Genomic DNA, 25,730 nt, shown 5'->3' with positions numbered 1-25,730 from the left:
CGCCCACCCGGCTCTGGGGACTGTTGCGGCGCCAGGACGGCGCTGGTGAGCCGGGTGGGCACTCGGTCTTTTTACCCCAGCAGCGCGCGGGTGCACTCATCGATAGAGCGCTGCTGCGTCTCGCCGTACAGCTGCAATTCATCGATTGTCTGGCGCCCCAGCGCCTTCTCGAACTCGGCCTTGTTCGAATTGGCTGCGTAGTGACTCTGCGCCGCGTCCCCCAGGTTTGACTGAAATATCCCCGCCGCACTCACTGGCAGGAAATCCTCATACACCAACGGTTCCACGTCCACATGACCGGCCGCGATCAGCGCTGACAGCGTACGCGGCTGATCGGCTTGGCCGCGTGCCGCCAGGCCTTTGTCCGTGGCTAAGTAGCGGAAGTACGCCAGGTCGTGTTCGCGCATCTGCGCATGGTCATCCGGGAAGGCCTGGAAGTGTTGCTCCATCAATTGCATATAGCGTGCGGCGTTGCCCTCATTGGGGAAAGCGCCGAGTGCGTCGCGGGCGGCGTTCAGCAGTTGGTCGTACAGCGCACGCCCCTTGGGAGTGAGGGCGACGCCGCGTTGTTCGATTTCACCGAAGCGCGCGCTGTGGCTGCCTTGGGCGTCGGTGAAGGCGATGGGTTCGTCGAGGGCCTTGAAGCTGGTTTGGCGCAGTAGGATCGGGCAACGACGGCGGGGTGGGCCTTCGATCACGGCCTTGGGCGTGATGCCCTTGCCGGGCATGGCGGCCTGCACCTGGTCGATGTCCAGCGTGCGCGGGGTCAGGTGGTTGATGTGCGGGCCCTTGAAGGCCACTACATCGGCGATCAGGCGGTGCTGGTCGCTGAGTTGCTGGTACTGCGCGGCGGTGACGGTGGCGGTGTGGTGCCAGCGAAAGGTCTCCAGGGCCTGGCGGATGAAGGCCTCCGCATCGTTGGCGTCGAGGCCGCCGTCCTGCTCCGCTTGTTCGATCAGCGCGAGGGCGCCGGGGGTAAAGATCGCCCGCTTGGCCAGGGCCGCTTCGGCGAAGGCGCGCAGCTCAGGACTTTCGATCAGCTCCAGGCGCAGCAGCGAGGTGAACACGCGAAACGGGCTGGTTTGCAGCGCGCTTTCATGTACCGCGCGAAACGCCGTGGAATGCACCGGCACGCCGGCGGGCGTCAGGTCGTAGTAGCCCACCGGTTGCATGCCCATCACCGCAAACAGGCGGCTGATGGTCGCCAGCTCCGCAGCAGTGCCCAGGCGGATGGCGCCGTGACGCTCCTGGTCCAGGCGCTGGATTTCGCCGGTGCGCTGCAGCTGTTGCGCCAGGGCCGGTTCGCGCTCGAATACGCGGGTATTGGTCTCGGCCACCAGCTCCATCAGCGCCCCATACAGCGGAACTTCATCTCGGTACATATCGGACATGGCCTTGGAAAAGCCCTTGCGGATCTCGTCGGGGCTGATATGTGCGCTGGTGTGCATAGAAAAATTCCTGATGGCTTTGCCGATGAAGGTGACCGTTCGCTGGATTTTGTTGAGCTGCAGGTGAGGTTGCAAACGAAGATTCCTCTGGACTTCATTCTGCAAATGAATGAGATGACGCGAATATGACAAAAAACGGCCGGCTGGAAATTTCATTTTTCCGAGCCTTTCCTAACTAATTCTTCACGGAGTCAGCCCCATCCGCCATGAAAGAATCGTCACGTTTGCAAGGATGAAAACGTCGTTTCGCACATCGCACACATAAAAATATGTTTAGGGGCCGTCGTTAATGAAAATTTCTACACTGGCGTTATCCATCACCGCCGCCGTTCTTGCACAACACGCATTGGCTGATGATTTCGGGCTCGGTTCGCTGGGCACGGGCAACGGTCACAGCGGCTTTCTCGAAGACAGCCACGCCGCTGTCAGTTCGCGGACCATGTACTACAGCGCGGATAACCGCTCGGGGACCAACAACGATCTGCGCGAAGCCGCGACATTGCTGCGCTTCGACTATAAATCCGGCTACACCCAAGGCACCCTGGGTGTCGGTTTCGACGTCATGGCCTTTGGCGCGCTGCGCCTGGACGGCGGCGATGGCCACACCGCGGGCCCTGGCCTGTCGGGTAACGGCAACAGTTTCTTCCCGACCAAGAACAACGGCACCGAGCCGGCCGATTCCTTTGGTCGTGCGGCGGGTAACGTGAAGTTCCGCATTTCCCAGACCGAGTTGCACGTCGGGGGTGGCTTGGCGCCGGTGTTGCCGATCCTGGTCTCCAACGACAGCCGCGTGGCACCGCAGACCTTTGACGGCGGCATCCTCACCTCCAGCGACATTCCCAACGTGACGTTCACCGGCGGTGAATTGAACCGCGCCGAAGGCCGTGCCTCCAGCAACTCCACAGGCTTGAGCGTTGCCGGTGGCCAGCGCGACAGCGACAGCTTCAAGTTCGGTGGGTTGGACTACAAGCCGTTTGGTTCTTCCGACAACGTCGTCGCGAAAAACCTGACGTTGCAGTACTACTACGCCCAACTGCAAGACTTCTACAAACAGAACTACTTCGGACTCGTCCACGTGCTGCCGCTGGGCAATGACCAGTCGTTCAAGACCGACCTGCGCTACTTCGACAGCACCAGCGACGGCAAGAACGGCGAGAGCGGCTACCAGTTCAACAACAACGGCGGTTACGCCAAGCACGCCAACGAAGTCGACAACAAAACCTACAGCGCCGCCTTCACCTACCAGCTGGGCGGCAGCAGCCTGATGCTGGGCCACATTGGCGTGGGTGACGATGGCGGTTTTGTCTGGGTCAACCAGGGCAGCATCGCCGACCCGCACGCGCAAGGCGCCGGCGGCAGCGACTTCTACCTGTTCACCGACGCCGTGGTCGGCCAGTTCTCCCGTGCCGGCGAGCAGGTCAACTTCGGTCAGTACTCGTATGACTTCAAGGCTTATGTACCGGGCCTGAAGGCGTCCGTGGCGTACCTGGACGGCTCGGACATCAAGTCGAAAGTGGCCGGTGGTCCGGACCAGAAAGAAAACGAAACCGACTTCCGCCTGGACTACGTTGTGCAGGCCGGTCCTCTGAAAGGCTTCGGTACCACCTTCCGTACCGGTACCTACCACGGCAAAAACACCGGCACCGCCGACCAGGACCAGACACGCCTGATCTTCAACTACACGTACGCGATCTTCTAAGTCTTCATGTGCACCCGGGCGTCATTGGGTTCTACACTGCTCCTCACCTGGTAGGCGATGGAGGACCCAATGACGGCCACACCCAACACCCGAATACTGGACACGATTGAAGGCCAACGCCTGGCGACGCCGGATGCCGAACGTTGGCGCGAGTGGGGCCCCTATCTGAGCGAACGCCAATGGGGCACGGTGCGCGAAGACTACAGCGCCGATGGCGATGCCTGGACCTATTTCCCCCATGAACATGCACGCAGCCGCGCCTACCGCTGGGGCGAAGATGGGCTTGCCGGCTTCAGTGACAAGGCGCAACGCTGGTGCCTGGGCCTGGCCTTGTGGAACGAGCGCGACACGATCCTCAAGGAACGCCTGTTCGGCCTGAATAACGCCGAGGGCAACCACGGTGAAGACGTCAAGGAACTGTACTTTTTCGTCGATGGCGTACCGAGCCATGCCTACATGCGCATGCTCTACAAATACCCGCACGCGGCCTTTCCCTACGCTGACCTGATCGCCGAGAACGGGCGCCGCGGGTTGGATGATGCCGAGTATGAAATCCTCGATACCGGCGTGTTCGAAGACAACCGTTACTGCGACATCAGCGTCGAATACGCCAAGCACGCGCCCGACGACATTTTCATGCGCGTCACCGTCCACAACCGCTCCGAACAGCCAACGCGCTTGCAGGTATTGCCGCAACTGTGGGCGCGCAATGACTGGAGCTGGACCTTCGACGCGCCCAAGCCAGCGTTGACGCTGGACACTGATCGGGTACTGGCCCGGCATCACGAACTCGACGATCGTCATCTCAGCGCCTGGGGCCAGGAGGGGGTGGAATGGCTGTTCTGCGAAAACCAGACCAACTTTCCCAAGCTCGACGGACAACCGACGCCGGGGCCGTTCAAGGATGGCATCAACGATTACGTGGTGGACGGCGTTGCCACGGCGATTCGCCGCGACGCCGGCACCAAGGTCGCCGCGCGGTTTAGCCTTGAACTTGCAGGCCTTGAGCATAAAACCCTGTACCTGCGTTTTGCCCCGACGGACGCGCCCGAGGTCAATGCGCGCAAGCTGTTCGACTTGCGCCGCCAGGAGGCGGATGAGTTCTACGCCGCCTTGCAGCACGGCATCGCCGATGACGACGCGCGCAATGTGCAGCGCCAGGCGCTGGCCGGATTGCTGTGGTCCAAGCAGCTGTACTATTTTGATGTGAACCAGTGGCTCGACGGAGACCCGGCCCAGCCTGCGCCGCCGCCCGAACGCCTGCATTTTCGCAATACCCATTGGCGGCACCTGTCCAACTTCGACATCCTCTCCATGCCCGACACCTGGGAGTACCCGTGGTACGCCTCCTGGGACCAGGGCTTCCAGGCCGTGGCCTTTGCGCTGATTGACCCCGGGTATGCCAAGCAACAATTGCTGCTGCTGGTCAAAGACCGGTTCATGCACCCCAACGGCCAGCTGCCGGCCTATGAGTGGCGGTTCGATGATGCCAACCCGCCGGTGCATGCCTGGGCCAGTTGGCGTGTGTATCAGCAGGACAAGGCGCTGACCGGCGTCGGCGATATGGATTTCCTCGAGCGAATTTTCCACAAGCTGCTGCTGAATTTTTCCTGGTGGGTCAACCGCAAGGACGCCGAGGGGCGCAACCTGTTCCAGGGCGGTTTCCTCGGCCTGGACAATATCGCCTTGTTCGACCGCTCGGCCGCGTTGCCGCCGGGCTATCAACTGGACCAGGCCGACGGTACGGCGTGGGTCGCGGCGTATGCACTGGACCTGATGCGAATCGGGCTGGAGCTTGCCAAGCGCAACGTCGTCTATGTCGACATCGCGGTGAAGTTCTTCGAGCATTTCCTCTATATCGCCGGCGCGATCAACCGCGTCGATGACAGCGCCGAAGGGCTGTGGGACGAGCAGGACCGGTTTTTCTACGACGTGCTGCACCGTCCCGATGGCCAGAGCGAGCCGGTACGCCTGCGTTCGATTGTCGGCCTGATGCCGTTGTTCGCGGTGCTGGTGCTGGAGCAGCGCGAGCATGAGGGCCTTGAAGGTCTGCGCGAGCGCCTGCTGGGCTTCATGCACCATCGGCCGGACCTGGCCAAGCTGGTGTCGCGCTGGAACGAACCGGGGCAGGGCAATCGCCTGTTGCTGGCTTTGTTGCGGGGCGAGCGCACCAAGGACTTGCTGCGGCGCATGCTCGATGACAACGAGTTTCTCTCGGCGTTTGGTGTGCGCTCCTTGTCCAAGGCCTTCGCCGAGCAGCCGCTGGGGCTGAAGATGAATGGCGACACCTTGTGCGCGCGCTACCAGCCTGGCGAATCCGATTCGCGCCTGTACGGCGGCAACTCCAACTGGCGCGGGCCGCTGTGGATGCCGGTGAACTACATGCTGATCGAATCGCTGCGCGAGTTTCACCGCTACTACGCGGATAACTTCTCGGTGGAGTACCCGACGGGCAGCGGTTATCTGGCGTCCCTTGAAGAAGTGGCCGACAGCCTCAGCCAACGTCTCACGCGATTGTTTTTGCGCGATGAAGATGGCCTGCGCCCGTCGATGGCGGGTTATGCGCAATTGGAAGCAGACCCGGCCAGTCGCGACCTGGTGTTGTTCCATGAGTATTTCCATGGCGAAACCGGGCGTGGGTTGGGGGCGTCGCACCAGACGGGGTGGAGTGCGTTGGTGGCGTTGTTGCTGCAGCCGAAAATCTAGGCTGCGCCACGGATCTGCTTTTCTGTGGGAGCTGGCTTGCCTGCGATAGCGGTGGAGCCGATAGCATTGATGCAGGCAGTGCCGACGCCATCGCAGGCAAGCCAGCTCCCACTTTGAAACTTCATGGCTTGCGAAATGGCAGGCAAAAAATCCTGCCACCGAAAGGTCTGAATCAGGTAAATTCGCCACCCCTTCAGACAAGGATGTAGACGATGGCGAATGTTATCGCGCGGGTTGGCAGTGCAGGCCTATTAGGGGCACTGCTGATCACCTGCGCAGTGTTGATCACTTCACTGTATCCCCGGGAAAGCGCTGCGGCGCCGCTGATGATGCATTGCCGCGATTGCGAGAAAGGTGACGACACCTTCGATGCGACAAAATGGTTCAGCAGCGGCATGTACCGCCTTGAAACGGATATTGTTCCCAACCCGATGCGGACGATGACTCGCACTCATCCGGTGGTCTTCAAAGCCAAGGACAATGACCAACTGGTCGAGGCCGCGCTGCGTGGAATCGGCGATGTGCTCCCATCCTTCGATCCCCGCGCGTTTGAAGCACAGTGGCCCGTGTTAACCAAGCGCGTACGTTACAGCTACAGCTTTTTTATGCTGCCCGATGAACCCCGGGACCTCTATGACATGTACTTGCAAGTGGGCAAATACAAGCTGGTGATCGTGGTTGGGCTTGACGTCAATACCGGTGAAATCACCGCCGAGTATGACGGGCGTGTGATTCGTGAAAACGATGGTAATGACCCTGCGTACATGGACACGTTCGAAGAAATGGATGACGCCAACACCCGCTGACCGGGAGGCTGGCTGAACGAAAAATCCCGCCGAAAGGCGGGATTTTTTTGAGCGCGGGCTTATCAGGCCGGGAACAGCTCGCTCAGTTTCATGGCCAGCATCATGTCGCCTTCGGTGCGCAGCTTGCCGCTCATGAAGGCCTGCATGCCGTCGGTGTCGCCGCTGACGATGCCTTCCATGGTTTCGCCGTCGGTGACCAGGGTCACTTGGGCGTCAGGGTTTTCGCCTTCTAGCAGTTCGCAGGTGTTGTTCTTGACCACCAGCGAGAAGTTCTGGGTGTCGTCGATACGGAAACCGAACACCAGGTCCAGGCCGTCAGCAGCGGCTGGGTTGAATTTGGCTTTCATTGCTTCTACAGCTTTGGCTACGTCAGTCATGGTTTCGATCCTTTAGGGTAGAGTCCAGTGACCTTGGGGTCACGGTTGGCCGCAGTTCATCGGAACGTGATGAGCTGCGGCGCCTTCAACAGTTGCAAGTGGGTATGACTGTTGAAGGAAGCCAGTGCCACCTCGCGACCACGGAATTTCAGCTGGTTGAGCGAGGTGTTAACAATTTGCCAGTTCAGTTCGAAGGCCTGGGCCGCCGGCATTCGGGTTATCAGGTGGAGCAGGGCGGTGATAGTGCCGCCGGAGGTGAACACTGCAATCTTCTGTGCGTTGTCCGCCGCTTCCAGAATGCGTTGCAGGCCACCCTGGACCCGTTCGACGAAGCCCAGCCAGCTTTCCAGGCCCGGCGGATCATAGGTGCCGGCCAGCCAGCGCTCGATGATCAGGGCGAAGATGCGCTGGAATTCGCTGCGGTTCTGCGCGGCGTTGCGCAGGATCTCCAGGGCTTCGGGTTCGGTGGTCAGCAGGTCTGGAAGCAGGGCGCGGATAATCGCGTCGGCGTCGAATTCGTTGAAGGCGCTGTCGATTTCCAGGGCCGGTACCGGCAGGCCGAGGGCGCTGTACTGATCGAAGGCGGCCGTGGCGGTGTGCTGCTGGCGGCGCAGGTCGCCGGCCACGCAGCGGTCGAACACCAGGCCCAGGTCCGCCAGGTGGCGCCCGAGCACTTGCGCTTGTTCCACGCCGACGGGCGACAGGACGTCATAGTCGTCTGCACCGAAGGAGGCCTGGCCATGTCGAATCAGATAGATGCTGCCCACGTCCGTTTTCCCGGTACGTTGAAAGTCTGGCGAGGTTATGAGGATGCCAGGGAGCTGTCAATGAAAAAACATACGCTTGTTTTAAAAGCTCGTTAGAGGCCGCTTACTGGCGGTTTGATCACTGGCCCGAACGCGGTGCCGCCGGTATGCTGGGGCAATCCGCGCCTGGCGCACTGCACTTGTAAGGAGTCACATGGATTTTTTGGCCGAATACGCGAGTTTCCTGGCGAAGACCGTCACCCTGGTGGTCGCTATTCTGGTGGTACTGATCAGCTTCGCGGCGCTGCGCAGTAAAGGCCGTCGCAAATCCGCCGGACAGCTGCAGGTCAGCAAACTGAATGATTTCTACAAGGGCCTGCGCGAGCGCCTGGAGTCGAGCCTGCTCGACAAGGACCAGCTCAAGGCCCTGCGCAAGTCCGAGAGCAAGACCGAAAAGAAAAAAGGCAAGAAGAAACCCGAGGCCAAGCCACGGGTGTTCGTGCTGGATTTCGACGGCGACATCAAGGCCTCGGCCACCGAGAGCCTGCGCCACGAAATCACTGCCTTGCTGAGCCTGGCCACCCCGAAGGACGAAGTGGTGCTGCGCCTGGAAAGCGGCGGCGGCATGGTCCACAGCTATGGCCTGGCGTCGTCGCAACTGGCGCGTATCCGTCAGGCGGGCGTGCCATTGACCGTGTGCATCGACAAGGTCGCGGCCAGCGGCGGCTACATGATGGCGTGCATCGGCGAGAAGATCATCAGCGCCCCGTTCGCGATCCTCGGCTCCATCGGCGTGGTGGCGCAGTTGCCCAACGTCAATCGCCTGTTGAAGAAACACGACATCGACTTTGAAGTGCTGACCGCCGGTGAGTACAAGCGCACCCTCACGGTGTTTGGCGAAAACACCGAGAAGGGCCGCGAGAAGTTCCAGGAAGACCTGGACATCACCCATCAACTCTTCAAGAACTTCGTCTCGCGCTATCGCCCGCAATTGGCGATTGATGATGTGGCGACCGGAGAAGTGTGGCTGGGTGTTGCAGCGTTGGACAAGCAACTGGTCGACGAGCTGCAGACCAGCGACGAATACCTGGCTACCAAGGCCAAGACCGCCGAGGTATTCCACCTGCACTACGCCGAGCGCAAGAGCCTGCAGGAGCGAGTGGGCCTGGCGGCCAGCGGCTCGGTGGACCGTGTGCTGCTGACCTGGTGGAGCCGGTTGACCCAGCAGCGCTTCTGGTAACACCGTAATTTGCGTGATGCCCCTGTGGGAGCGGGCTTGCCCGCGATAGCGATGTACCAGTCGATGCCTCTACCGACTGAACTGACGCCATCGCGGGCAAGCCCGCTCCCACATTCAGTTCTGCGTTAGCACGCAGGCCTGTTGCACTATAGGAATCGGCTTTCGCATCAGCATCCCCACCACCAACGCGCCCAGCAGGCCCAACAACCCTGCCACCCACAACACAGCGCCGAACCCGCCGACAAACGCCTGCCGCGCCAGTGGTTGTGCTACCGCCCGGGCCGTCTCCGGCAACAAGCCCATCGCCGCCGGCATGTCCCCGGCCACCACCCGCGAGGCAATTCCCGCTAGCTGCGCCTGCCACTGGCTGTCGAGACTCGCACGCAGCAGTTGCTCGCTGTGGCTGCTCAGCAATGCCCCGTACACGCCAATCGCCAGCATGATCGCGCTGAAACGCATGGTCGTGCTCATGCCCGAGGCCATGCCGGCACGGTCTCGTGGCACGCAGGCCATGATGTTTTTTTGCGTGTCGCCATTCAGCAGGCCCGCTCCGGCGCCCGTGACTGCAATGGCCAGGGCGAAGGGCAGGTAACCACCGATGTTCACCGCCCAGGCGCTCAGCAAATTGCCGCTGCCGACCAACGTGAGTCCCGTCGCCATCATTGTCGACGGGGTAAAACGGCTGGCCAGGCGTGCGCCAATCCGTGGGCAGATCAACATTGTCAGGGCAAAGGGCAGCATGCCCAGCCCTGAAGCAATCGCGGAAAAGCCCAGGCCGTTCTGCAGGTAGAACGGCAGCAGCGTCATCATCACCTGGGCGCAGCCGGCATAGGCAAACATCCCCAGCAGCGCGCCGATGAAGCGCGGATGCCGGAACAGTTGCAGGTCGACCATCGGCCGTTGTTGCAGGCGTTCGGCGAGGACAAACGCAGCCAGCAAGGCTGCGCCGCCCAGTAGCCGCGCATAGGTCAGCGGGTTGTCCCAGCCGATGCGGTTGGCCTCGATCAGGCCCCAGATCAAACACAGCAAGCTTGCGCTGAAGGTCAGGCTGCCCCACGGGTCGAGGCGTGCAGACTGGGTGTCTCGGGACTCTGGAATGGCGCGCAGCACCAGGCTCATCAACACCAGGCCCACGGGCAGGTTGAGGTAGAAGATCCAGCGCCAGCCCAGGTATTCGGTGATCAGGCCGCCCAGCGTCGGCGCGGCGGTCATCGCCACGCCCATGCAGGCGCCCCAGAAGGCCCAGGCCTTGGCGCGCTCGACCTCGTCGTGGAAGGTGTGGCCGATGGAGGCCAGCGCCGAGGTCAAGAGCAGGGCTGCGCCGACACCTTTGACGGCCCGCGCGATATCCAGCCACAGCGCAGTGGGCGCCGCGCCGCAGCCGAGAGAGGCCAGGATGAAAATCCCCAGGCCCCAGACCAGGGTCTTCTTGCGACCAAAGCGGTCGGCGATGCTGCCCGCTGGCAACAGCAGGGCGGCGAACGCGAGCATGTAGGCACTGACCACCCATTCGATATCGGCAAAGTTCGCGCCCAGGTCGCGGGCGATGCTCGGCAGGGTCACGGCGACGATGTTGGTGTCGAGCACAATCAGCGAACAGACCCCGGAGGCGGTCAGCAGGGTAAACCGTGGGCTGGCGGTGCTCATGGGTGCACCGCCGCCAACGCCGCCTGGGCGATCTGTTCATCGTGGGCCGGGGTGTCGGCGCTGATGCCGAGGGCACCCACGACCTGGCCTTCGAGGATGATCGGCAGCGCGCCCTTCATCATCAGCAGGCCGGCTGTGACGGCCGCCGGGCGCCCACCGTTGATGGCGTTTTCGAGGTCGGCCGAAGGCCGTTTGAACAGCGCCGAGGTGCGCGCCTTGCCTTGGGCCAGCTCGATCCCGGCGACTACCGGCGCACCGTCCATGCGCGTGGTGAGAATCGGCCAGCCGCCGTCATCGACAATCGCCAGCGCGCAGGGCCAACCGTTATCCGCGGCGACTTTACGTGCCTGCGCCGCAATCTGCTGAGCCGTGGCCAGGGTCAGTGTTGCCTTGTGGGCAACGCTGGCGGGTGGTTCGTTCGCCATCGCCGCGGGGGCGAGGCTCAGGCCGGTCAATACCAGTACCAGCGATTTGACTAACATAAGCGGGTCTCTCTACTGTGAGCGTGCGCCTAGCTTATCCCCGGTCCATCAGAGCTTTATTAGGCGCCAGCATGATCTTCATTACCTTTGAGCTAATCCTGCGATGGAAATACGTCATTTCCGCTATTTCCTGGCGGTTGCCCGGCACCGAAACTTCACCCGCGCGGCGGAGCAGCTGGGCATTGCACCGCCAACCCTGAGTCGGCAAATCCAGGACATGGAGGCGACGCTGGGCACGCGGCTGTTTATCCGCCAGCAACGCGAAGTCAGCCTCACCGAGGCGGGTGCGGCACTGTTGATCGAGGCCGAGGCGACGGTGCGCCAGTTCGAGTTCGCCCAGCGCAATGCCCAGCGCGCCGGCCGTGGCGAGATCGGTCATATCGAATTGGGCTATGTGGCGTCGGCGGTGTATTCGGGCCTGTTGCAGCGGCAAATCCAGGCGTTCAGCCAGGCGTTTCCGGATGTCAGCGTGAGCGTGCGCGAATGTGCGATGGCGACGTTGCCTGGCGCGGTAGCGGATGGGCGTGTCGATATCGGCTATATCCGCTCGCCCATGACCCTGCCGGAGGGTGTCGAGGCGGTACGCCTGGACAGTGAAGGGTTTGTCTTGGCGCTGCCGCAGGATTCCTGGCTGCTGGGGCTGAAGGCCATCGGTTGCGCGCACCTGCAAAACGAGACGTTCATCTTGCCGGAGCAAATCAGCGGTACCTTGCAGGTGGCGGCGCAAGGCGGCTATGCACCGCGCCTCGGGCCGCAGCCCGGCGGATTGGTGGCGGTGGTGGCGCTGGTGTCACTCGGGCAGGGTGTGGCGGTGGTACCGGCGTCAATGGTCGGGCATGTGAGTTTGCCAGGCGTGGTGTACCGCAGCATCCAGGGCAGTGACGCGTCGTCGTGGCTGTCGCTGATTCACCGGCGCTTCGAAAAAGCGCCGGCGGTGGCGCGGTACATCCAGCAGGTCAAGCAGACAGTCGCGGCTGTACCGAATCGGCCAGGCGTGTAAGGATCAGGCAGCACGACACGGCCCCGGCATCCAGCACGCCGAGGGAGCGTTCGCCCAGGCGACTGGCGCGGCCGATCTTCGCCACCAGGTCCTTGGTCGAATCGCGGCCCTGTGATGCGGCGGCTTTCATCGCGTCCAGTGCGTCGCTGAAGGCGGCCCCGGAGGCATGCGCCCGCTCGAAGGCTTCGACGGCCGGGATCAAGGTGTCCATCAGGCACTTGTCGCCCACACCCGCTTCGGTAATGTCCTGCAACGAGGTCAAGCCGCCGCGCAGCAAATGAGCAAAGGTTGCGGCGTCGATGTCGTCGCTGTTGCGCACTTCATCGGCCATGCCAATGAACAGGCTGCCATACAGTGGGCCCATGGAGCCGCCGATGCCTTCCATCAGGCTGAGGGTCAGTTCGTCGAGTGCTTCGGCCAGGGTCAGTTGGCGGCCTTCGATGGTGCGCCCGCAATGGGCGAAACCCTTGGCCATGTTGATGCCATGGTCGCCATCGCCAATGGCACCGTCGACTTCGCTGAGGTATTCGCGGTTGGCCACGATCACGCTGACCAGGTCGGCGACGATGGCGCTGCCGTCACGGGTGGAAAAATGCTGGCTCATGGTTCACTCCGCCTGGGTCATGCCGATGGAGCGGCAGGGTTGGTCGATCAGGGTTTTCAACTCGGCGTCGAGGCCGAGCAAGGTCAGGGTCACGCCCATCATCTCAAGGGACGTGAAGTAGTTGCCGACATAGCAACGGTGAATCTTCAAGCCTTTGGCCTTGAGCTGTTTTTCGACCTCGGCATAGAAAATATACAACTCCATGACCGGCGTGGCGCCCAGGCCCGAGACCAGCACCACCACGCTGTCGTCCTGGCTGAAGTCACGGTCGGCGAGGATCGGCGCGAGCATGCGTTCAGCCATGGCTGCGGCCGGTTCGATCGGAACCACTTCGATGCCCGGTTCGCCATGATGGCCGATGCCCAGTTCCATCTGGCCGTCGGGGATCTGGAAGTTCGGCTTGCCCACCGCCGCAATGGTGCACGGCGTGAGGCCGATACCAATCGAGCGGCAGTGGTCGACGGTTTTCTGCGCGACCCGGATCACCCCGTCCAGGTCGTAGTGCTGGGCGGCAGCGGCACCGCCGATCTTCCACATGAAGATTTCCCCAGCCACGCCACGGCGCTTGGCAATGTCGGCCTTGGGCGCAGATGCCACGTCATCGTTGGCGACCACGGTGCGGATACGCATGTCTTTGCTGGCGGCCATTTTCATCGCCAGCTTCACGTTCATGTTGTCGCCGGCATAGTTGCCGTAGAGGCAGGCCACGCCGGCTCCCTGGTCTGCGGCGCGGAACGCGTCGAAAAAACTCTTGGCGGTGGGCGAGGAGAAGATCTCGCCGACGGCTACCGCATCCACCAGGCCTGGGCCGACATAACCGAGAAAGGCCGGTTCATGGCCCGAGCCGCCGCCGGTGACAATGCCGACGTTGCCTTGGGCCGAAGGCCTGGCCTTGACGATGACCCGAGGGTTGGCCTCGTATTGGCGCAGTTCGGGGTGCGCGACCAGAATACCGCGCAGCATGTCCTCGACCACTTGGTCCGGATCGTTGATGACTCGATTCATAACGCGGGTTCCTGTGTTCTTGTTCTAGGGGGCAACATGGATCAACGCCAGGGCGTGTTCGCCTGTGGGTCAGGGTTCCAGGACTACCTTCAGTGATTTGTCGCCGCGCTCCATCACTGCGAACGCTTCCTTGAAGTCTGCCAGCGCAAACTTGTGGGTCACCACGTCGCGCATGTCGATCTTGCGGTTGCCGATGAAGTCGATGGCGCGCGGGTACATGTACGGGCCCAGGTGCGAGCCCAGCACGTCCAGCTCCTTGCGGTCGCCAATGATCGACCAGTCCACCGTGGCTTCGTCATTGAACACGCTGAACTCCACGAAACGCCCCAGCTTGCGTAGCATCGCCAGGCCCTGGTTCACGGCCTTGTGGTGCCCGGTGGCCTCGATGTAAATGTCGCAACCGTAGCCTTCGGTGATCTCGCGGATCTTCGCCAGTACATCGACCTCGGCCGGGTTCCAGACCTCGTCGGCGCCCATGCGCAAGGCAAGGGCAGCGCGTTCGGGTTTCATGTCCAGCACGATGAGCTTTTTCGGGTTGCGCATGCGCACCGCGCCGATGATCCCCAGCCCCAGGGTGCCGGCGCCGGCGACCACCACCACATCGTCGAAATCCACATTCGCGCGTTCCGCCGCGTGCAGCGAACACGCCAGCGGTTCGATCAGTATTGCTTCGTCGGGGGCGATGGAGTCTGGCACTTTGTGGATGATGCCTTCCTTGGTGAAGATCATGTACTGGGCCATGGCGCCCTGCACATTGTTCTGGAAGCCATAGAGGTCATGCTTCTGGCACATCCAGTATTGGCCGTGGTTGCAGAAGCGACAGCCCCAGCACGGCACGATCTGCTCGGAGATCACCCGGTCGCCGACCGCCACGCCACGTTTCTCCGCGCCTGGGCCCAGGGCAACCACACGGCAGACGAATTCATGGCCGGGAATCATCGGCGGTTTCACATAGCGGGGTTGCTCGGCGTCACCCCAGAACGAGGGGGCGCCGCGATAGGTCTTGATATCGCCCATGCAAATGCCGCACAACTCGACTTTGGTAAGAATCTCGTCGGGGCCGGGCGTGGGCACGTCGACGGTTTCCAGGCGGTAATCTTCAGGGCCGTGACAGACCACGGCCTGCATGGTTTTCGGGATGACCGGAGACAGTTGTTCGGGGGTGCGTTCGGTGACGGTGGACATGACAAAACCTCACGACAAAAAATGAATTACTGAATGCTGTAGCCGCCGTCGATCACCATGTTGGCGCCGGTGACCATCTGCGCGGCGTCGCTGAGCAGGTACAACGCCAGCCCGGCGATTTCCTCCGGCTGGGCAAAACGGCCCGCCGGGATCTGCAATTTGGCTTTTTCGCCGACTTCCCCGGCCCAGGCTTTTTTGCCCAGCGCGGTCTCGACGATGGTCGGGGAGATGGCGTTGACGTTGATGTGCGGCGCCCATTCCATCGCCAATACCTTGGTCATGCCGACAATGGCCGCTTTGCTCGCGCAGTAGGCGACGTGGCGGTCCAGGCCAATCACGGCAGCCTGCGAGGCAAGGTTGACGATGCGCCCGCCGCCGTTGGCGAGCATGTGCTTGGCGCAGGCCTGGGCGACAAAAAAGCTCGCCTTGAGGTTGATGTCCAGCGTGGTGTCCCACGCGCTTTCGCTGACATCAATAGCCTTGTCCAGGAGCGCCACGCCGGCGCTGTTGATCAGGTAATCGAGGCGTTGGAAGTGTTCGAACACGCTATCGACGGTGGTTTGTATCTGGCCGATCTGGCTGAGATCAACGGCAATGCCCAAGTGCCCGGCGCCCAGGCTGGCAGCCACTTCAGCCACGGCGGGATCGCGGTCGAGCAATGCCACGCGGGCGCCGCGTTCCGCCAGCAGGGTGGCGCAGGCCAGGCCGATCCCGGCGGCGCCACCGGTGATCACTGCGCACCGGCCGGTGAGGTCGAAGGCTTGGTTCCAGAATCCAGACATGCATGACTCCTCTATCGAAAGCGCTGGAGATCCAATGTGGGAGCTGGCCTGCGATGCAAGCGACTCGGTCTTTCAGTCAAACCGAGGTGATGCCATCGCAGGCAAGCCGGCTCCCACACTTGGCCCTATTTCAGGGTGAAAGCTACTTACCGCCGCTGACTTGTTTGTACAGCGCATCGGCGTTGGCATTCGTCACTGGCACCCACGGCAGGATGTAATTCTTGGCGGTGCCGTCAGCCCATTTCACGTCCTTGGCGTAACGCTCCCAGATCACCGACTGCGGCTTGTAGTCCTTGCCGGCCAGGGCGCGCAACGCCACGTCCAGTGCGCCTTGGGATTGGGCTTGGGCGTCCTGCAGGAAGGTGGTGACTTCGTCTTTTTTTGCGGCCTGGATCGCGTCCGGCATGCCGTCGATGGAGGTCACCGGCACGTCTTTGGAAGTCAGCCCGTGAGACTTCAGCGCCTGTACGGCGCCGAGGGCCATGTCGTCGTTTTGCGCGATCACGCCGTTGATGCCTTTGGGGTGCGCGTTCAGCCAGTCTTCGGTCAGGGTCAGCGCCTGCGCACGGTCCCAGTTGGCGGTCTTTTTCTCGATGATCTTGATGTCCGGGTGCTTGCCCAGCACTTCCAGCTCGCCTTTTTCCCGGTCGATTTGCGCCGACTGGCCGATCGGGCCCTGGATGATCACCACGTTGCCTTTGCCATTGAGCTTGTCGACCATCGCCTGGGCCTGCAGGCGGCCGCCTTCCACATCGTCGTTACCCACGTACGGCACAGCGGCATCGGCTACTTTCGTGTTCGAGGCGATGACCACCACGTCGTTGCTCATGGCTTGCTTCACGGTGCCGACGCCGGCCTTGGTGTCGATGGGCACGAACAGAATCGCGTCGTAGTGCTGGGTCACCATGTTTTCGATCTGGTTGTTCTGGGTCAGGGCGTCATAGTTGCCGTCGAACACCGTCAGTTGCACGGTGCCGTCCTTGACCGCCGGGTGTTCTTTCAGCTCGCGTACCCAGTTCTGCATGAACTGGCCCTTGAGGCCGTAGACGGCGGCACCGATTTTGTAGGTCTTGCCGTCGGCAGCTATGGCGATACTGCAGGAGAGCAGGGAGAAAGCCGCTGTGGCGGCCAAGGTGGTACCAAGTTTCATGAGTAGAACTCCAGTTATTGTTGTGGGTCGTTCTCTAGCGTTTTTTCTTGCGCCACACGTCGATCAGTACTGCGAACACGATGATCAGGCCCTTGGCGACCTGCTGGTAATAAGAGGACACGCCGAGCAGGTTCAGCCCGTTGTTGATCACGCCGATCAACAGTGCGCCGAACAGCGTGCCGACAATGCTGCCAGTGCCCCCCGACAAGCTCGTACCGCCGATCACCACGGCGGCAATCGCGTCCAGTTCGTAGGAAACCCCGGCCTGGGGCAGGGCAGAGGTGGTGCGGGCCGACAGCACCACGCCAGCCAGTCCGGCGAGCAGGCCCGAGACTACGTAAACCGAAAACATCACCTTGCGCACGCCGATGCCTGAGGTGCGTGCGCTCTTTTCATTGCCGCCCACCGCGTACACATAGCGGCCGTAGGTGGTGTAGCGCAGCACCATCCAGAAGATCAGCGCGACCACGGCGAAGATGATGATCGGCACGCCGATCGGACCGATCTTGCCGATGCCCAGCGCCAGGTAGGCGTCGGGCAGGTCGGTGATCGGGCTGCCATCGTTGAGGATGAAGGTCATGCCCCGGGCAATGCTGAGCATGCCCAGGGTGGCCACGAACGGCGGGATCGACAGGTTGGCGACCATGAAACCGTTGACCACACCGAGCATCGCCCCGGCAAACATCCCGGCGCTGACCGCCGCGAGCAGGCCATAACCCTGGGTGGCGACCATGGCGCTGCACAGTCCGGCAAAGGCCAGGATCGAGCCCACCGACAAATCGATGCCCTTGGTCAGGATCACGTAGGTCATGCCCACCGCGAGGATGCCGTTGATGGAGGTCTGGCGCAGGATGTCCATCCAGTTGCGCCAGGTCATGAAGTATTCGCTGGAGAACGCCATCACCACGCACAGCAGGATGAATACCAGCGGCAGGCCGAAACGGTCGAGGGACAGGCGCAGGCGATTGCGGGGTGTGGCAATAGGTGCGGCGGCGGGTGTGGACAGGGTTTTGGCATTCATGAGGCAAGACTCAACAAGGCTTCCTGGGAAAGGGCGGTGTCGGTGCTGATGGTCACCAGTCGGCCGCCCTTGAATACGGCGATGCGATCACTCAGATGCAGCAGCTCCGGTGCTTCCGACGACACCACGATGGCCGCGCCACCGGCGCGTACGAACTGGTCGAGCAGGTGGTAGATCTCCTGCTTGGCGCCCTCGTCGATCCCACGGGTCGGTTCGTCACACAGCAGGCACACCGGCTCGGTGGACAGGCATTTGGCGAGTACCACTTTCTGTTGGTTGCCACCGCTCATGGACGCCACCGGCAATTCCAGGGAAGTGGTCTTGATCTGCAGGCGCTTGACCATGTCCTGGGCCAGTTGGGTTTCCTTGCGCGCATTGATCAGCGACCAGCTCGACAGGCGCTTGTAGGCCGACAGGGCAATGTTGGAAAGAATGCTGCCGGTGAGCACCAGGCCGCTGTCCTTGCGGTCTTCGGTGACCAGCGACATGCCGGCATTTATGGTCGCCTTGGGCAGCCCGATGGGCATGGGCTTGCCTTGCAGGGTCACGCTGCCGGAGTCTGCGACGGTGAGGCCGTAGATGCAGTTGAGGAACTCGCTGCGCCCCGAACCCATCAAGCCGTAGATGCCGAGGATTTCACCCTGGCGCAGTTGCAGGCTGATGTCGTGGAACTCACCGGCGCGGCTCAGGTTGTCGACTTGCAGGCAGGTGTCGGCGGCGCATTCGCGGCCGACCTTGTGGTCGATGCGGGTCAGTTCCTGGCCGACGATGCCGCGCACGAGGTGGTTGCGGTCGATATCGGCCATGCGCCCGCTTTCGACAAAGGCGCCGTCGCGAAAGATGCTGTAGTCATCGGCGATCTGCGCCAGTTCGCTCAGGCGGTGCGACACATACACGATGCCGGCGCCCCGGGCAGTCAGGCGGCGGATGGCCTTGAACAGGGTCTCTGCCTCGCGTTCGCCGATGGCCGAAGTGGGCTCATCCATGATCATCACCTGGCAGTCATGGCTGAAGGCCTTGGCGATTTCCACCAGTTGGATCTGCGCGACGCTCAGGCGGTGCATGGGGGTGGTGGCGTCGACCTCGAACTCCAGGCTGTCGAGCAACTCGCGGGTGCGGCGGTTCAGGGTCTTGTTGTCGACGATGCAACCGGCGCGGCGCGGTTCACGGCCCAGCCAGATGTTTTCGGCAACGGTCATGTAGGGGATGGGTTCCAGCTCCTGGGTGATCATCGCGATCCCCGCCGCCAGCGCTTCACTCGGGCGGTTGAATTGCACCGGCGTGCCGTTGAGCAGAATGCTGCCGGCATCACGCTGGGTGATGCCCATCAAGATGCTCAGGAATGTCGATTTGCCTGCGCCATTGCCGCCGCACAGGGCGTGGACGCTGCCGGCCCGCAGAGAGAGGCGCCCGTCACGCAGGGCAGGGACCCCGGCGTAAGCCTTGGCGACGTGTTCAGCCTGGAGCAGTAATGGCGTGGCCATCGGCGTGTCCTCGTGCTGTGAATTCTTATTAGGTCGCACAGTCATGTTTCGCTGTGATCATATGTGTATCAAATGAAATTCTGATCAGTCAATCTCTTTCATGTAAAAGCGATGATTCTCATCTTGGTGGTCTATAAGGCCGTTTTTGACGCCTTTGACTGCAGGGTCAGTTAAATCATGCTTGACATAGGGGGTTGGATGGTCGCGAAATGTCCGAGCGGAATTTCACTGAATGATCATTTGATCAGTCATAAATACGATCACGGCAGCGGAGCCAGACGCCATGAACACACCTTTCCCGGTGGCTATCGGATGCGATGAAGCAGGTTTTGAGCTCAAAGAGCTGTTGAAGCGCCATATCGAGGCGCTGGGCTATCCGGTGACCGACTTCGGCACCCATTCCACTGCGCCCGTGCTTTATCCGGACATCGCCCTGGCCGTGGCCACTGCGATCAATGCCGGTCAGCAGCGGCTGGGCGTGCTGGTGTGCGGCACCGGGATTGGCATGGCCATTTCGGCCAACAAGGTGCTGGGCATCCGCGCGGCCCAGGCCCATGACACCTATTCGGCGGAGCGTGCACGCAAGAGCAACGATGCGCAGATCCTGTCCATCGGTGCGCGTGTAATCGGCGCCGAGCTGGCCAAGAGCATCGTCAAGTCGTTCCTGGAGTCGGAGTTCGAAGCGGCGCGTTCCGGGGCCAAGGTCGAGCGCATCAATGCAATCGAGCGCGATGGGCATCAGTAGTGGACTAAACGGGGCAAGAGTCGGGAGAATGCGCCTTTGACGCCGAAACGGAAGCCCGTCCCCATGAGTGACAGTACCCAGCGCATAGCCAGCGATATCGATCAGATGACCGAAGTGGCGATGCTCTATTACCTTGAGAACGTCACTCAGGAAGCCATCGCCAAGCGCTTCGACCTGTCACGCGCAAAGGTCAGTCGCCTGCTCAAGCGTGCACGCGATGAGGGCATTGTCGAGGTGCGCGTGTTGCAGCATCCGGCCATGAACAACGAGCTGGAGCAGGCCCTGGTCAAGCGCTTCAAGCTGGATCGCGCGTTGATCGCCGTCGATCACAGTGAGCCCGACACCCAGCGCTCGGCCGTCGCCAGCCTGGTCGCCAACTACCTGAACAAGACGCTCAGCGACGGCATGATTGTCGCCGTGGGCATGGGGCGCAACGTCGGTGCGGTGGCCGATAACGTGTTCCTGCCGGTGACGCGCAACTGCACGTTTGTCTGTGCGATCGGCGGTTCGCTCAAGGCGGGCGAATACATGAACCCCGACCATATCTGCCGGCGCCTGGCGCTGCGGTTTGGCGGTGAAAGCGAAAGCCTGTACGCCCCGGCCCTGGTCGCCAACCCGGAGCTGCGCGGGGTGTTGATCAATAACGACACGGTGCGCTCGACCCTCGACCGGGCGCGGCGTGCCGATATCGCCTTGATCGGTATCGGCGACATGAGCGAAAACAGCAACATGGTGCGCATGGGCTGGTTCTCGCCCCAGGAAATTGCCCAGGCGCGGTTGTCCGGCACTGTGGGCGACATGATGGGCTATGACTTTATCGACATTCACGGCCAGCCGGCGGTCAACGCGATTCAGGGGCGGGTAATCGGGTTGACGGTGCAGGAGCTGTTTCGGATTCCAGACGTGGTGGCGATTGCCAGCGAGAACACCAAGGCCGCGGCGACGCTGGGGGCGTTGCGGTCGGGGGTGATCAATACGCTGGCGACGACGGTGACGAATGCGCATACGATTTTGGCGCTGGATGATGCAACCCGTAAAAGCTGACGCGACGCAGGGCAAAATGTGGGAGCGGGCTTGCTCGCGAAGGCGGTGATTCAGTTAATTCATGTGTTGACTGACACACCGCACTCGCCAGCAAGCCCGCTGCTAAATGGGTTTTGTGTTGGCTTGGTGTACAGATCTTGTAATAGTTTTGCGTTGTAGGAAATTTGTATTTCGGCTGTAGGATTCAAGTCCTTTTGTCATTTCAGGACTTGCATGAACACCCTCTCGGAGCCTCCCAGTCGTCTTTCCCCAAGACATCCGCTGTTGCTGTTCCCGCTGAAGCACCCCGTATTTCGCTTGCTAACCTTGTCCCGGTCATCCACTGATCGCGCCTTGTCGTGCCCGGCATTCTGAAACCTGTAAAGAGACTCTATAAATGGAATGGTTAGCGGATCCAACGGCCTGGCTCGGCCTGTTGACCTTGATTGTGCTGGAACTGGTGCTGGGTATCGACAACCTGGTGTTTATCGCGATCCTGGCGGACAAACTGCCACCGGAGCAGCGCGACCGTGCGCGCTTGATCGGTTTGTCGCTGGCGCTGCTGATGCGCCTGGGCTTGCTGGCGAGTATTTCCTGGCTGGTCACCCTGACCCAGCCGCTGTTCGAGGTGTTCGACAAGAGCTTCTCGGGGCGTGACCTGATCATGCTGTTTGGCGGTGTGTTCCTGTTGTTCAAGGCCACCATGGAATTGCACGAACGCCTCGAAGGGCATGTGGCACAGCGCTCCGGCAACGTGGCTTATGCGATGTTCTGGCCGATCGTGGCGCAGATCGTGGTGCTTGACGCGGTGTTCTCCCTCGACGCGGTGATTACCGCCGTGGGCATGGTGGATGAGCTGGCGGTCATGATGATCGCGGTGATCGTGTCCATCGGCCTGATGATCGTGGCGAGCAAGCCGCTGACGCGATTCGTCAACGCGCACCCGACGGTGATCATGCTGTGCCTGGGCTTTTTGATGATGATCGGTTTCGCGCTGACCGCCGAAGGCCTGGGCTTCCATATCCCGAAAGGCTATCTGTACGCGGCGATTGGTTTCTCGATCCTGATCGAGGTGTTCAACCAGATTGCCCGCGCACGTCGCAAGAAGTCAGCACAAGGTGTGCTGCCGGTGCGCGAGCGTACCGCGCACGCGGTGATGCGCTTGCTCGGCGGTCGCAGCCTGGCAGTGGAGGAGGTGGGTGAAGAGGTTGCCGACCTGCTGGGCGAGCCGGATGCTGCACAGGGCCCGCTGTTCGATCGGCGTGAGCGCGTGATGATCAGCGGTGTGCTGCAACTGGCCGAGCGGCCGATTCGCACACTGATGACGCCGCGGGCCAAGGTCGACTGTATTGACCTGGCGGACGATCCCGAGACTATCCGCCTGAAACTGATGCATTCGTCTTACTCGCGGTTGCCGTTGATCCGCAACGGCGATGTCGATGAGCCTTTGGGCTTTGTGCACAAGAAGGAGTTGCTCAAGGAATACCTGGCCGGCAACGAGCCGAACCTGGAGCACCTGGCGCGCCGCGCGATCAACTTGCTGGAGAGTTTTTCGATCCTCAACGCGCTGGAGCAGATGCGTCAGGAGTCGACCCATATCGCCTTCGTGATTAACGAATTCGGCGACTTCATGGGGGTGCTGAGCATGACCGACATCCTTGAATCCATCGCCGGTGAGTTGCCGGACGCCAGTGAAGTCGAGGGCCCGGACATTGTCGAGGAAGCGGGTGGCTACCGTGCCAATGGCGCCTTGAACCTGAACCTGGTGCGTCAGCGCACCGGTTTCAAGGCTGCCGCAACCGAGGATTATCAAACCCTGGCGGGTTTGGTGATGAGCCTGCTCGACCGCCTGCCGGTGGTGGGCGATAGCCTGGAGCATGAGGGCTGGCGTCTGACGGTAGCCGCAGTGGAGGAGCGCCGGGTGACGCAGGTGCTTTTGCACGCAGGCTGCGGTCATAGCGGCTGAACAAGGCCTGCACACACTGCACTTGTTCTTCTTCAGGGCCGAAACCTTTGAGTTTGTCTACCAGGGCTCCGTCCAGGTAGATCAGTAATGTCGGGGTGCCCGTCACATCAGGGTGCCTCGGCGTGTGCGCGCAATCGAGTATCAGGCTGACGATCCAGGGATGCCTGCCGGCCGTCCTGGCAAATAGCGGCCCTGCAGTCGCACAGGCAGCGCAGTGTTCGGTAACAAACAGAATGAACACCGGGCGTGGTGTGTTAAGTACCCTGGCAAACTCCTGCGCATTGGAAATTTCTTGCGTGGCCACTCCCATGGTCATCTCCCTTCAGGCCGCGTGGGTGTGTTGCCAACGCTAAGCCGGGATATCACCTGCGTCTACTGTCAACCTTCACAGGTCATCGTCGCGCTCCACCCGCTCGCGCGCCTTGCGGGCCTGGCTCGCGCATTTCTTGTATTCCAGGTTGTCCCGCGAGGCTTTCGCCTGGCGGTAACCATGATGATTCTGGCTGGTGTAGTTGGTGCTCAAGGCATCGTTGAGCTTGCGCAGTTCTTCCTTGCATTCACGGCGGTCGTTACTGGCCGCAGCGTTGCCAGCCACCAGCAACGTCAGCAAACCCGCGACAAGACAGACTTTTATCGACATAGACCCTCTCAACCAAATGGCGCCCATCTGTCGGCGCCGGCGTCAGCGTTGACGATTTTCGCCAGCAAGCCGGCTCCTGCAGCGGGGCGTGTAGGCATTGCATCAAGGCTAGCCGAGCGCCGCGATTTTTCCATGCCTGCCGCGCACCGTGATGGTGCGGGGTAACACCGTTGTGGCGCACGGGCCGGTGGCTGTCACCGGCGTCTGGGGCCTTGGGTAGCAAAATGATTTCAGGTAGTGGCGCAACGCCTGTTGAATCGCGAGTCTTCATCTAGCTGATTTATAAGCAATTTAGTCCTGTCATATTTTTCTGTGACCGCGTGTGGCACACTTTCTGCTGTCTATTCCGTTGTTACATACTAAGTTCCGGTATAGCGGAATACACAACTCCTGGAGTGCTTGTCATGCATCACCGACCTTCCGTGTTTAAAGCGTGTGTTTTTCTCTTCGCCGCATCGGCTTCCCTCGCCAGCGTAGTGCAGGCGGCGGACAGCAAGCTCGATGATGTGCTCAAGCGTGGGCACCTGATCGTGGGTACAGGCAGTACCAATGCGCCGTGGCACTTCCAGGGAGCGGATGGCAAGTTGCAGGGGTTTGATATCGACATCGGCCGCATTGTGGCCAAGGGTCTGTTCAACGACCCGAGCAAGGTCGAGTTTGTGGTGCAGTCGTCCGACGCACGGATTCCCAACCTGCTGACCGACAAGGTCGACATGAGTTGCCAGTTCATCACCGTCACCGCCAGCCGTGCGCAGCAAGTGGCGTTCACCCTGCCTTACTACCGTGAAGGTGTGGGCCTGCTGCTGCCGAACAACAGCAAATACAAGGAAATCGAAGACCTGCAGGCCGCCGGTGATGGCGTCACCGTCGCCGTGCTGCAGAACGTCTACGCCGAGGAACTGGTGCACCAGGCACTGCCCAAGGCCAAGGTCGACCAGTACGACAGCGTCGACCTGATGTACCAGGCGGTGAACTCCGGCCGCGCCGATGCCGCCGCCACCGACCAGTCCTCGGTCAAATACCTGATGGTGCAGAACCCCGGCCGCTACCGCAGCCCGACCTACGCCTGGAGCCCGCAAACCTACGCGTGCGCCGTCAAGCGTGGCGACCAGGACTGGCTGAACTTCGTCAACACCGCGCTGCATGAAGCCATGACCGGCGTGGAGTTCCCGACCTACAAGGCCTCGTTCAAGCAATGGTTCGGTGTGGATCTGCCAGAACCGGCGATCGGCTTCCCGGTTGAGTTCAAGTAATTCGTAAACGCTGGGGCGTCGCTGACGGCGCCCCATTCAGGTACTGCCGACCATGAACTATCAGTTGAACTTTGCCGCCGTGTGGCGCGACTTCCCCAGCTTGCTGGCGGGGCTCGGCCTGGGTCTCGAGCTGGCGCTGCTGTCGATCGCCATCGGTTGCGTGATCGGCCTGTTGATGGCATTTGCCATGCTGTCCAAACACAAGGTCTTGCGTGTGCTCGCCTCGGTGTATGTGACGGTGATCCGCAATACGCCGATCCTGGTGCTGATCCTGTTGATCTACTTCGCGCTGCCCAGCCTGGGCATCCGCCTGGACAAGATCCCCTCGTTCATCATCACCTTGTCGTTGTACGCCGGGGCCTACCTGACCGAAGTGTTCCGCGCCGGGCTGTTGAATATTCCCAAGGGCTTGCGCGAAGCCGGCCTGGCCATCGGCCTGGGCGAATGGCGGATCCGTGCCTATATCACCGTGCCGGTGATGTTGCGCAACGTGCTGCCAGCCCTGTCGAACAACTTTATTTCGCTGTTCAAGGACACCTCGCTGGCCGCTGCCATTGCGGTGCCCGAGCTGACTTATTACGCCCGCAAGATCAACGTCGAAAGCTACCGGGTGATTGAAACCTGGCTGGTCACGACGGCGCTCTACGTGGCTGCCTGTTACCTCATTGCCATGCTGCTCCGTTACCTGGAACAGCGTCTGGCGATCCGTCGTTAAGGAAGG

23 protein-coding genes and 1 pseudogene are annotated in these 25,730 nt (G+C 61.5%); 10 read left to right on the top strand and 14 right to left on the bottom strand.

The window, feature by feature from the left end:
- Positions 1-71: 71 nt before the first annotated feature.
- Entirely contained in the window at positions 72-1,448 is a 1,377-nt protein-coding gene (gene hglS / locus JFU04_RS16660; RefSeq protein ID WP_106805648.1) for a 2-oxoadipate dioxygenase/decarboxylase HglS, read from the bottom strand.
- A gap of 289 nt (positions 1,449-1,737) precedes the next feature.
- Here hglS and JFU04_RS16655 point away from each other — a divergent pair, with 289 nt between their 5' ends.
- From JFU04_RS16655 to JFU04_RS16645, 3 genes are all read left to right on the top strand, one after another.
- Positions 1,738-3,147 (top strand): OprD family outer membrane porin, encoded by a 1,410-nt coding sequence (locus JFU04_RS16655; RefSeq protein WP_065907705.1) that lies wholly within the window; start codon positions 1,738-1,740, stop codon positions 3,145-3,147.
- A 69-nt stretch (positions 3,148-3,216) separates the two neighbouring features.
- The gene (locus JFU04_RS16650; protein WP_201144995.1) at positions 3,217-5,853 is read left to right on the top strand and encodes an MGH1-like glycoside hydrolase domain-containing protein; all 2,637 of its coding nucleotides are present in this window, start codon (positions 3,217-3,219) and stop codon (positions 5,851-5,853) included.
- Between the two features lie 212 nt (positions 5,854-6,065).
- A complete protein-coding gene (locus JFU04_RS16645; RefSeq protein WP_106803566.1) occupies positions 6,066-6,659 on the top strand; it encodes a hypothetical protein in 594 nt (197 codons plus the stop codon).
- 62 nt (positions 6,660-6,721) lie between these two features.
- Here the strand turns inward: JFU04_RS16645 and JFU04_RS16640 are convergent, their stop codons facing one another.
- Both JFU04_RS16640 and JFU04_RS16635 read right to left on the bottom strand, forming a co-directional pair.
- Positions 6,722-7,036: an SCP2 sterol-binding domain-containing protein gene (locus JFU04_RS16640; protein ID WP_016969749.1), complete on the bottom strand. Its 315-nt coding sequence runs from the start codon at positions 7,034-7,036 to the stop codon at positions 6,722-6,724.
- A 56-nt stretch (positions 7,037-7,092) separates the two neighbouring features.
- On the bottom strand, positions 7,093-7,803 hold the full coding sequence (locus JFU04_RS16635; RefSeq protein ID WP_065907710.1) for a histidine phosphatase family protein: 711 nt from the start codon (positions 7,801-7,803) through the stop codon (positions 7,093-7,095).
- Between the two features lie 193 nt (positions 7,804-7,996).
- Here JFU04_RS16635 and sohB point away from each other — a divergent pair, with 193 nt between their 5' ends.
- Positions 7,997-9,022, top strand: a complete 1,026-nt coding sequence (gene sohB, locus JFU04_RS16630; RefSeq protein WP_065907712.1) for a protease SohB — start codon at positions 7,997-7,999, stop codon at positions 9,020-9,022.
- A 114-nt stretch (positions 9,023-9,136) separates the two neighbouring features.
- On the opposite strand, the gene JFU04_RS16625 is transcribed toward sohB, so the two are convergent.
- A complete protein-coding gene (locus JFU04_RS16625; protein ID WP_201144993.1) occupies positions 9,137-10,669 on the bottom strand; it encodes an MFS transporter in 1,533 nt (510 codons plus the stop codon).
- Positions 10,666-11,151 carry a heme-binding protein gene (locus tag JFU04_RS16620; RefSeq protein WP_201144991.1) on the bottom strand — a complete coding sequence of 162 codons (486 nt, stop codon included), beginning with the start codon at positions 11,149-11,151 and terminating at the stop codon, positions 10,666-10,668. Before JFU04_RS16620 ends, JFU04_RS16625 begins: the two co-directional genes overlap by 4 nt.
- A 103-nt stretch (positions 11,152-11,254) precedes the next feature.
- Between JFU04_RS16620 and JFU04_RS16615 the strand changes: the two genes are divergently transcribed.
- Complete coding sequence (locus tag JFU04_RS16615; RefSeq protein ID WP_201144989.1) at positions 11,255-12,151, top strand: LysR family transcriptional regulator; 897 nt, start codon at positions 11,255-11,257, stop codon at positions 12,149-12,151.
- On the opposite strand, the gene dhaL is transcribed toward JFU04_RS16615, so the two are convergent.
- The 7 genes from dhaL to JFU04_RS16580 all read right to left on the bottom strand — a co-directional run bounded on the left by dhaL (position 12,108) and on the right by JFU04_RS16580 (position 19,382).
- A complete protein-coding gene (gene dhaL / locus JFU04_RS16610) occupies positions 12,108-12,755 on the bottom strand; it encodes a dihydroxyacetone kinase subunit DhaL (RefSeq protein ID WP_120448870.1) in 648 nt (215 codons plus the stop codon). The genes JFU04_RS16615 and dhaL overlap by 44 nt on opposite strands.
- 3 nt (positions 12,756-12,758) lie before the next feature.
- On the bottom strand, positions 12,759-13,760 hold the full coding sequence (locus JFU04_RS16605) for a dihydroxyacetone kinase subunit DhaK (protein ID WP_201144987.1): 1,002 nt from the start codon (positions 13,758-13,760) through the stop codon (positions 12,759-12,761).
- Positions 13,761-13,829: 69 nt separating this feature from the next.
- Positions 13,830-14,945 (bottom strand): MDR/zinc-dependent alcohol dehydrogenase-like family protein, encoded by a 1,116-nt coding sequence (locus JFU04_RS16600; protein ID WP_065907723.1) that lies wholly within the window; start codon positions 14,943-14,945, stop codon positions 13,830-13,832.
- Between the two features lie 26 nt (positions 14,946-14,971).
- Positions 14,972-15,727 (bottom strand): SDR family oxidoreductase, encoded by a 756-nt coding sequence (locus tag JFU04_RS16595; protein ID WP_065907725.1) that lies wholly within the window; start codon positions 15,725-15,727, stop codon positions 14,972-14,974.
- Positions 15,728-15,869: 142 nt separating this feature from the next.
- Positions 15,870-16,877, bottom strand: coding sequence for a substrate-binding domain-containing protein (locus tag JFU04_RS16590; RefSeq protein WP_201144985.1), 1,008 nt, complete (start codon positions 16,875-16,877; stop codon positions 15,870-15,872).
- Positions 16,878-16,911: 34 nt separating this feature from the next.
- A complete protein-coding gene (locus tag JFU04_RS16585) occupies positions 16,912-17,898 on the bottom strand; it encodes an ABC transporter permease (RefSeq protein WP_025857540.1) in 987 nt (328 codons plus the stop codon).
- Positions 17,895-19,382, bottom strand: coding sequence for a sugar ABC transporter ATP-binding protein (locus JFU04_RS16580; protein ID WP_201144983.1), 1,488 nt, complete (start codon positions 19,380-19,382; stop codon positions 17,895-17,897). The genes JFU04_RS16585 and JFU04_RS16580 overlap by 4 nt, the downstream gene beginning before the upstream one ends.
- Before the next feature lie 283 nt (positions 19,383-19,665).
- Here JFU04_RS16580 and rpiB point away from each other — a divergent pair, with 283 nt between their 5' ends.
- The 3 genes from rpiB (at position 19,666) to JFU04_RS16565 (ending at position 23,116) form a co-directional block, all read left to right on the top strand.
- Positions 19,666-20,127 carry a ribose 5-phosphate isomerase B gene (gene rpiB, locus JFU04_RS16575; protein ID WP_016969738.1) on the top strand — a complete coding sequence of 154 codons (462 nt, stop codon included), beginning with the start codon at positions 19,666-19,668 and terminating at the stop codon, positions 20,125-20,127.
- Positions 20,128-20,190: 63 nt separating this feature from the next.
- A complete protein-coding gene (locus tag JFU04_RS16570; protein WP_025857542.1) occupies positions 20,191-21,171 on the top strand; it encodes a sugar-binding transcriptional regulator in 981 nt (326 codons plus the stop codon).
- A 376-nt stretch (positions 21,172-21,547) separates the two neighbouring features.
- Positions 21,548-23,116, top strand: a complete 1,569-nt coding sequence (locus tag JFU04_RS16565) for a TerC family protein (protein ID WP_120448868.1) — start codon at positions 21,548-21,550, stop codon at positions 23,114-23,116.
- Positions 23,117-23,144: 28 nt separating this feature from the next.
- Here JFU04_RS16565 and JFU04_RS16560 read toward each other — a convergent pair.
- Positions 23,145-23,426, bottom strand: a pseudogene (locus JFU04_RS16560) (thioredoxin family protein); the annotation flags it as partial.
- 75 nt (positions 23,427-23,501) lie between these two features.
- On the bottom strand, positions 23,502-23,756 hold the full coding sequence (locus JFU04_RS16555) for a hypothetical protein (RefSeq protein ID WP_065907734.1): 255 nt from the start codon (positions 23,754-23,756) through the stop codon (positions 23,502-23,504).
- A gap of 404 nt (positions 23,757-24,160) precedes the next feature.
- Here JFU04_RS16555 and JFU04_RS16550 point away from each other — a divergent pair, with 404 nt between their 5' ends.
- Entirely contained in the window at positions 24,161-25,009 is an 849-nt protein-coding gene (locus JFU04_RS16550) for a transporter substrate-binding domain-containing protein (protein ID WP_065907736.1), read from the top strand.
- Between the two features lie 52 nt (positions 25,010-25,061).
- Positions 25,062-25,724: an amino acid ABC transporter permease gene (locus JFU04_RS16545; protein ID WP_065907738.1), complete on the top strand. Its 663-nt coding sequence runs from the start codon at positions 25,062-25,064 to the stop codon at positions 25,722-25,724.
- The last annotated feature ends 6 nt before the right edge of the window (positions 25,725-25,730 follow it).

It is taken from the genome of Pseudomonas sp. TH21 (assembly GCF_016651025.1).
Lineage (GTDB): Bacteria > Pseudomonadota > Gammaproteobacteria > Pseudomonadales > Pseudomonadaceae > Aquipseudomonas > Aquipseudomonas aylmerensis.
Note: the sequence above shows the minus strand (reverse complement) of the source record. Positions and strands in the feature narration are given on the sequence as shown.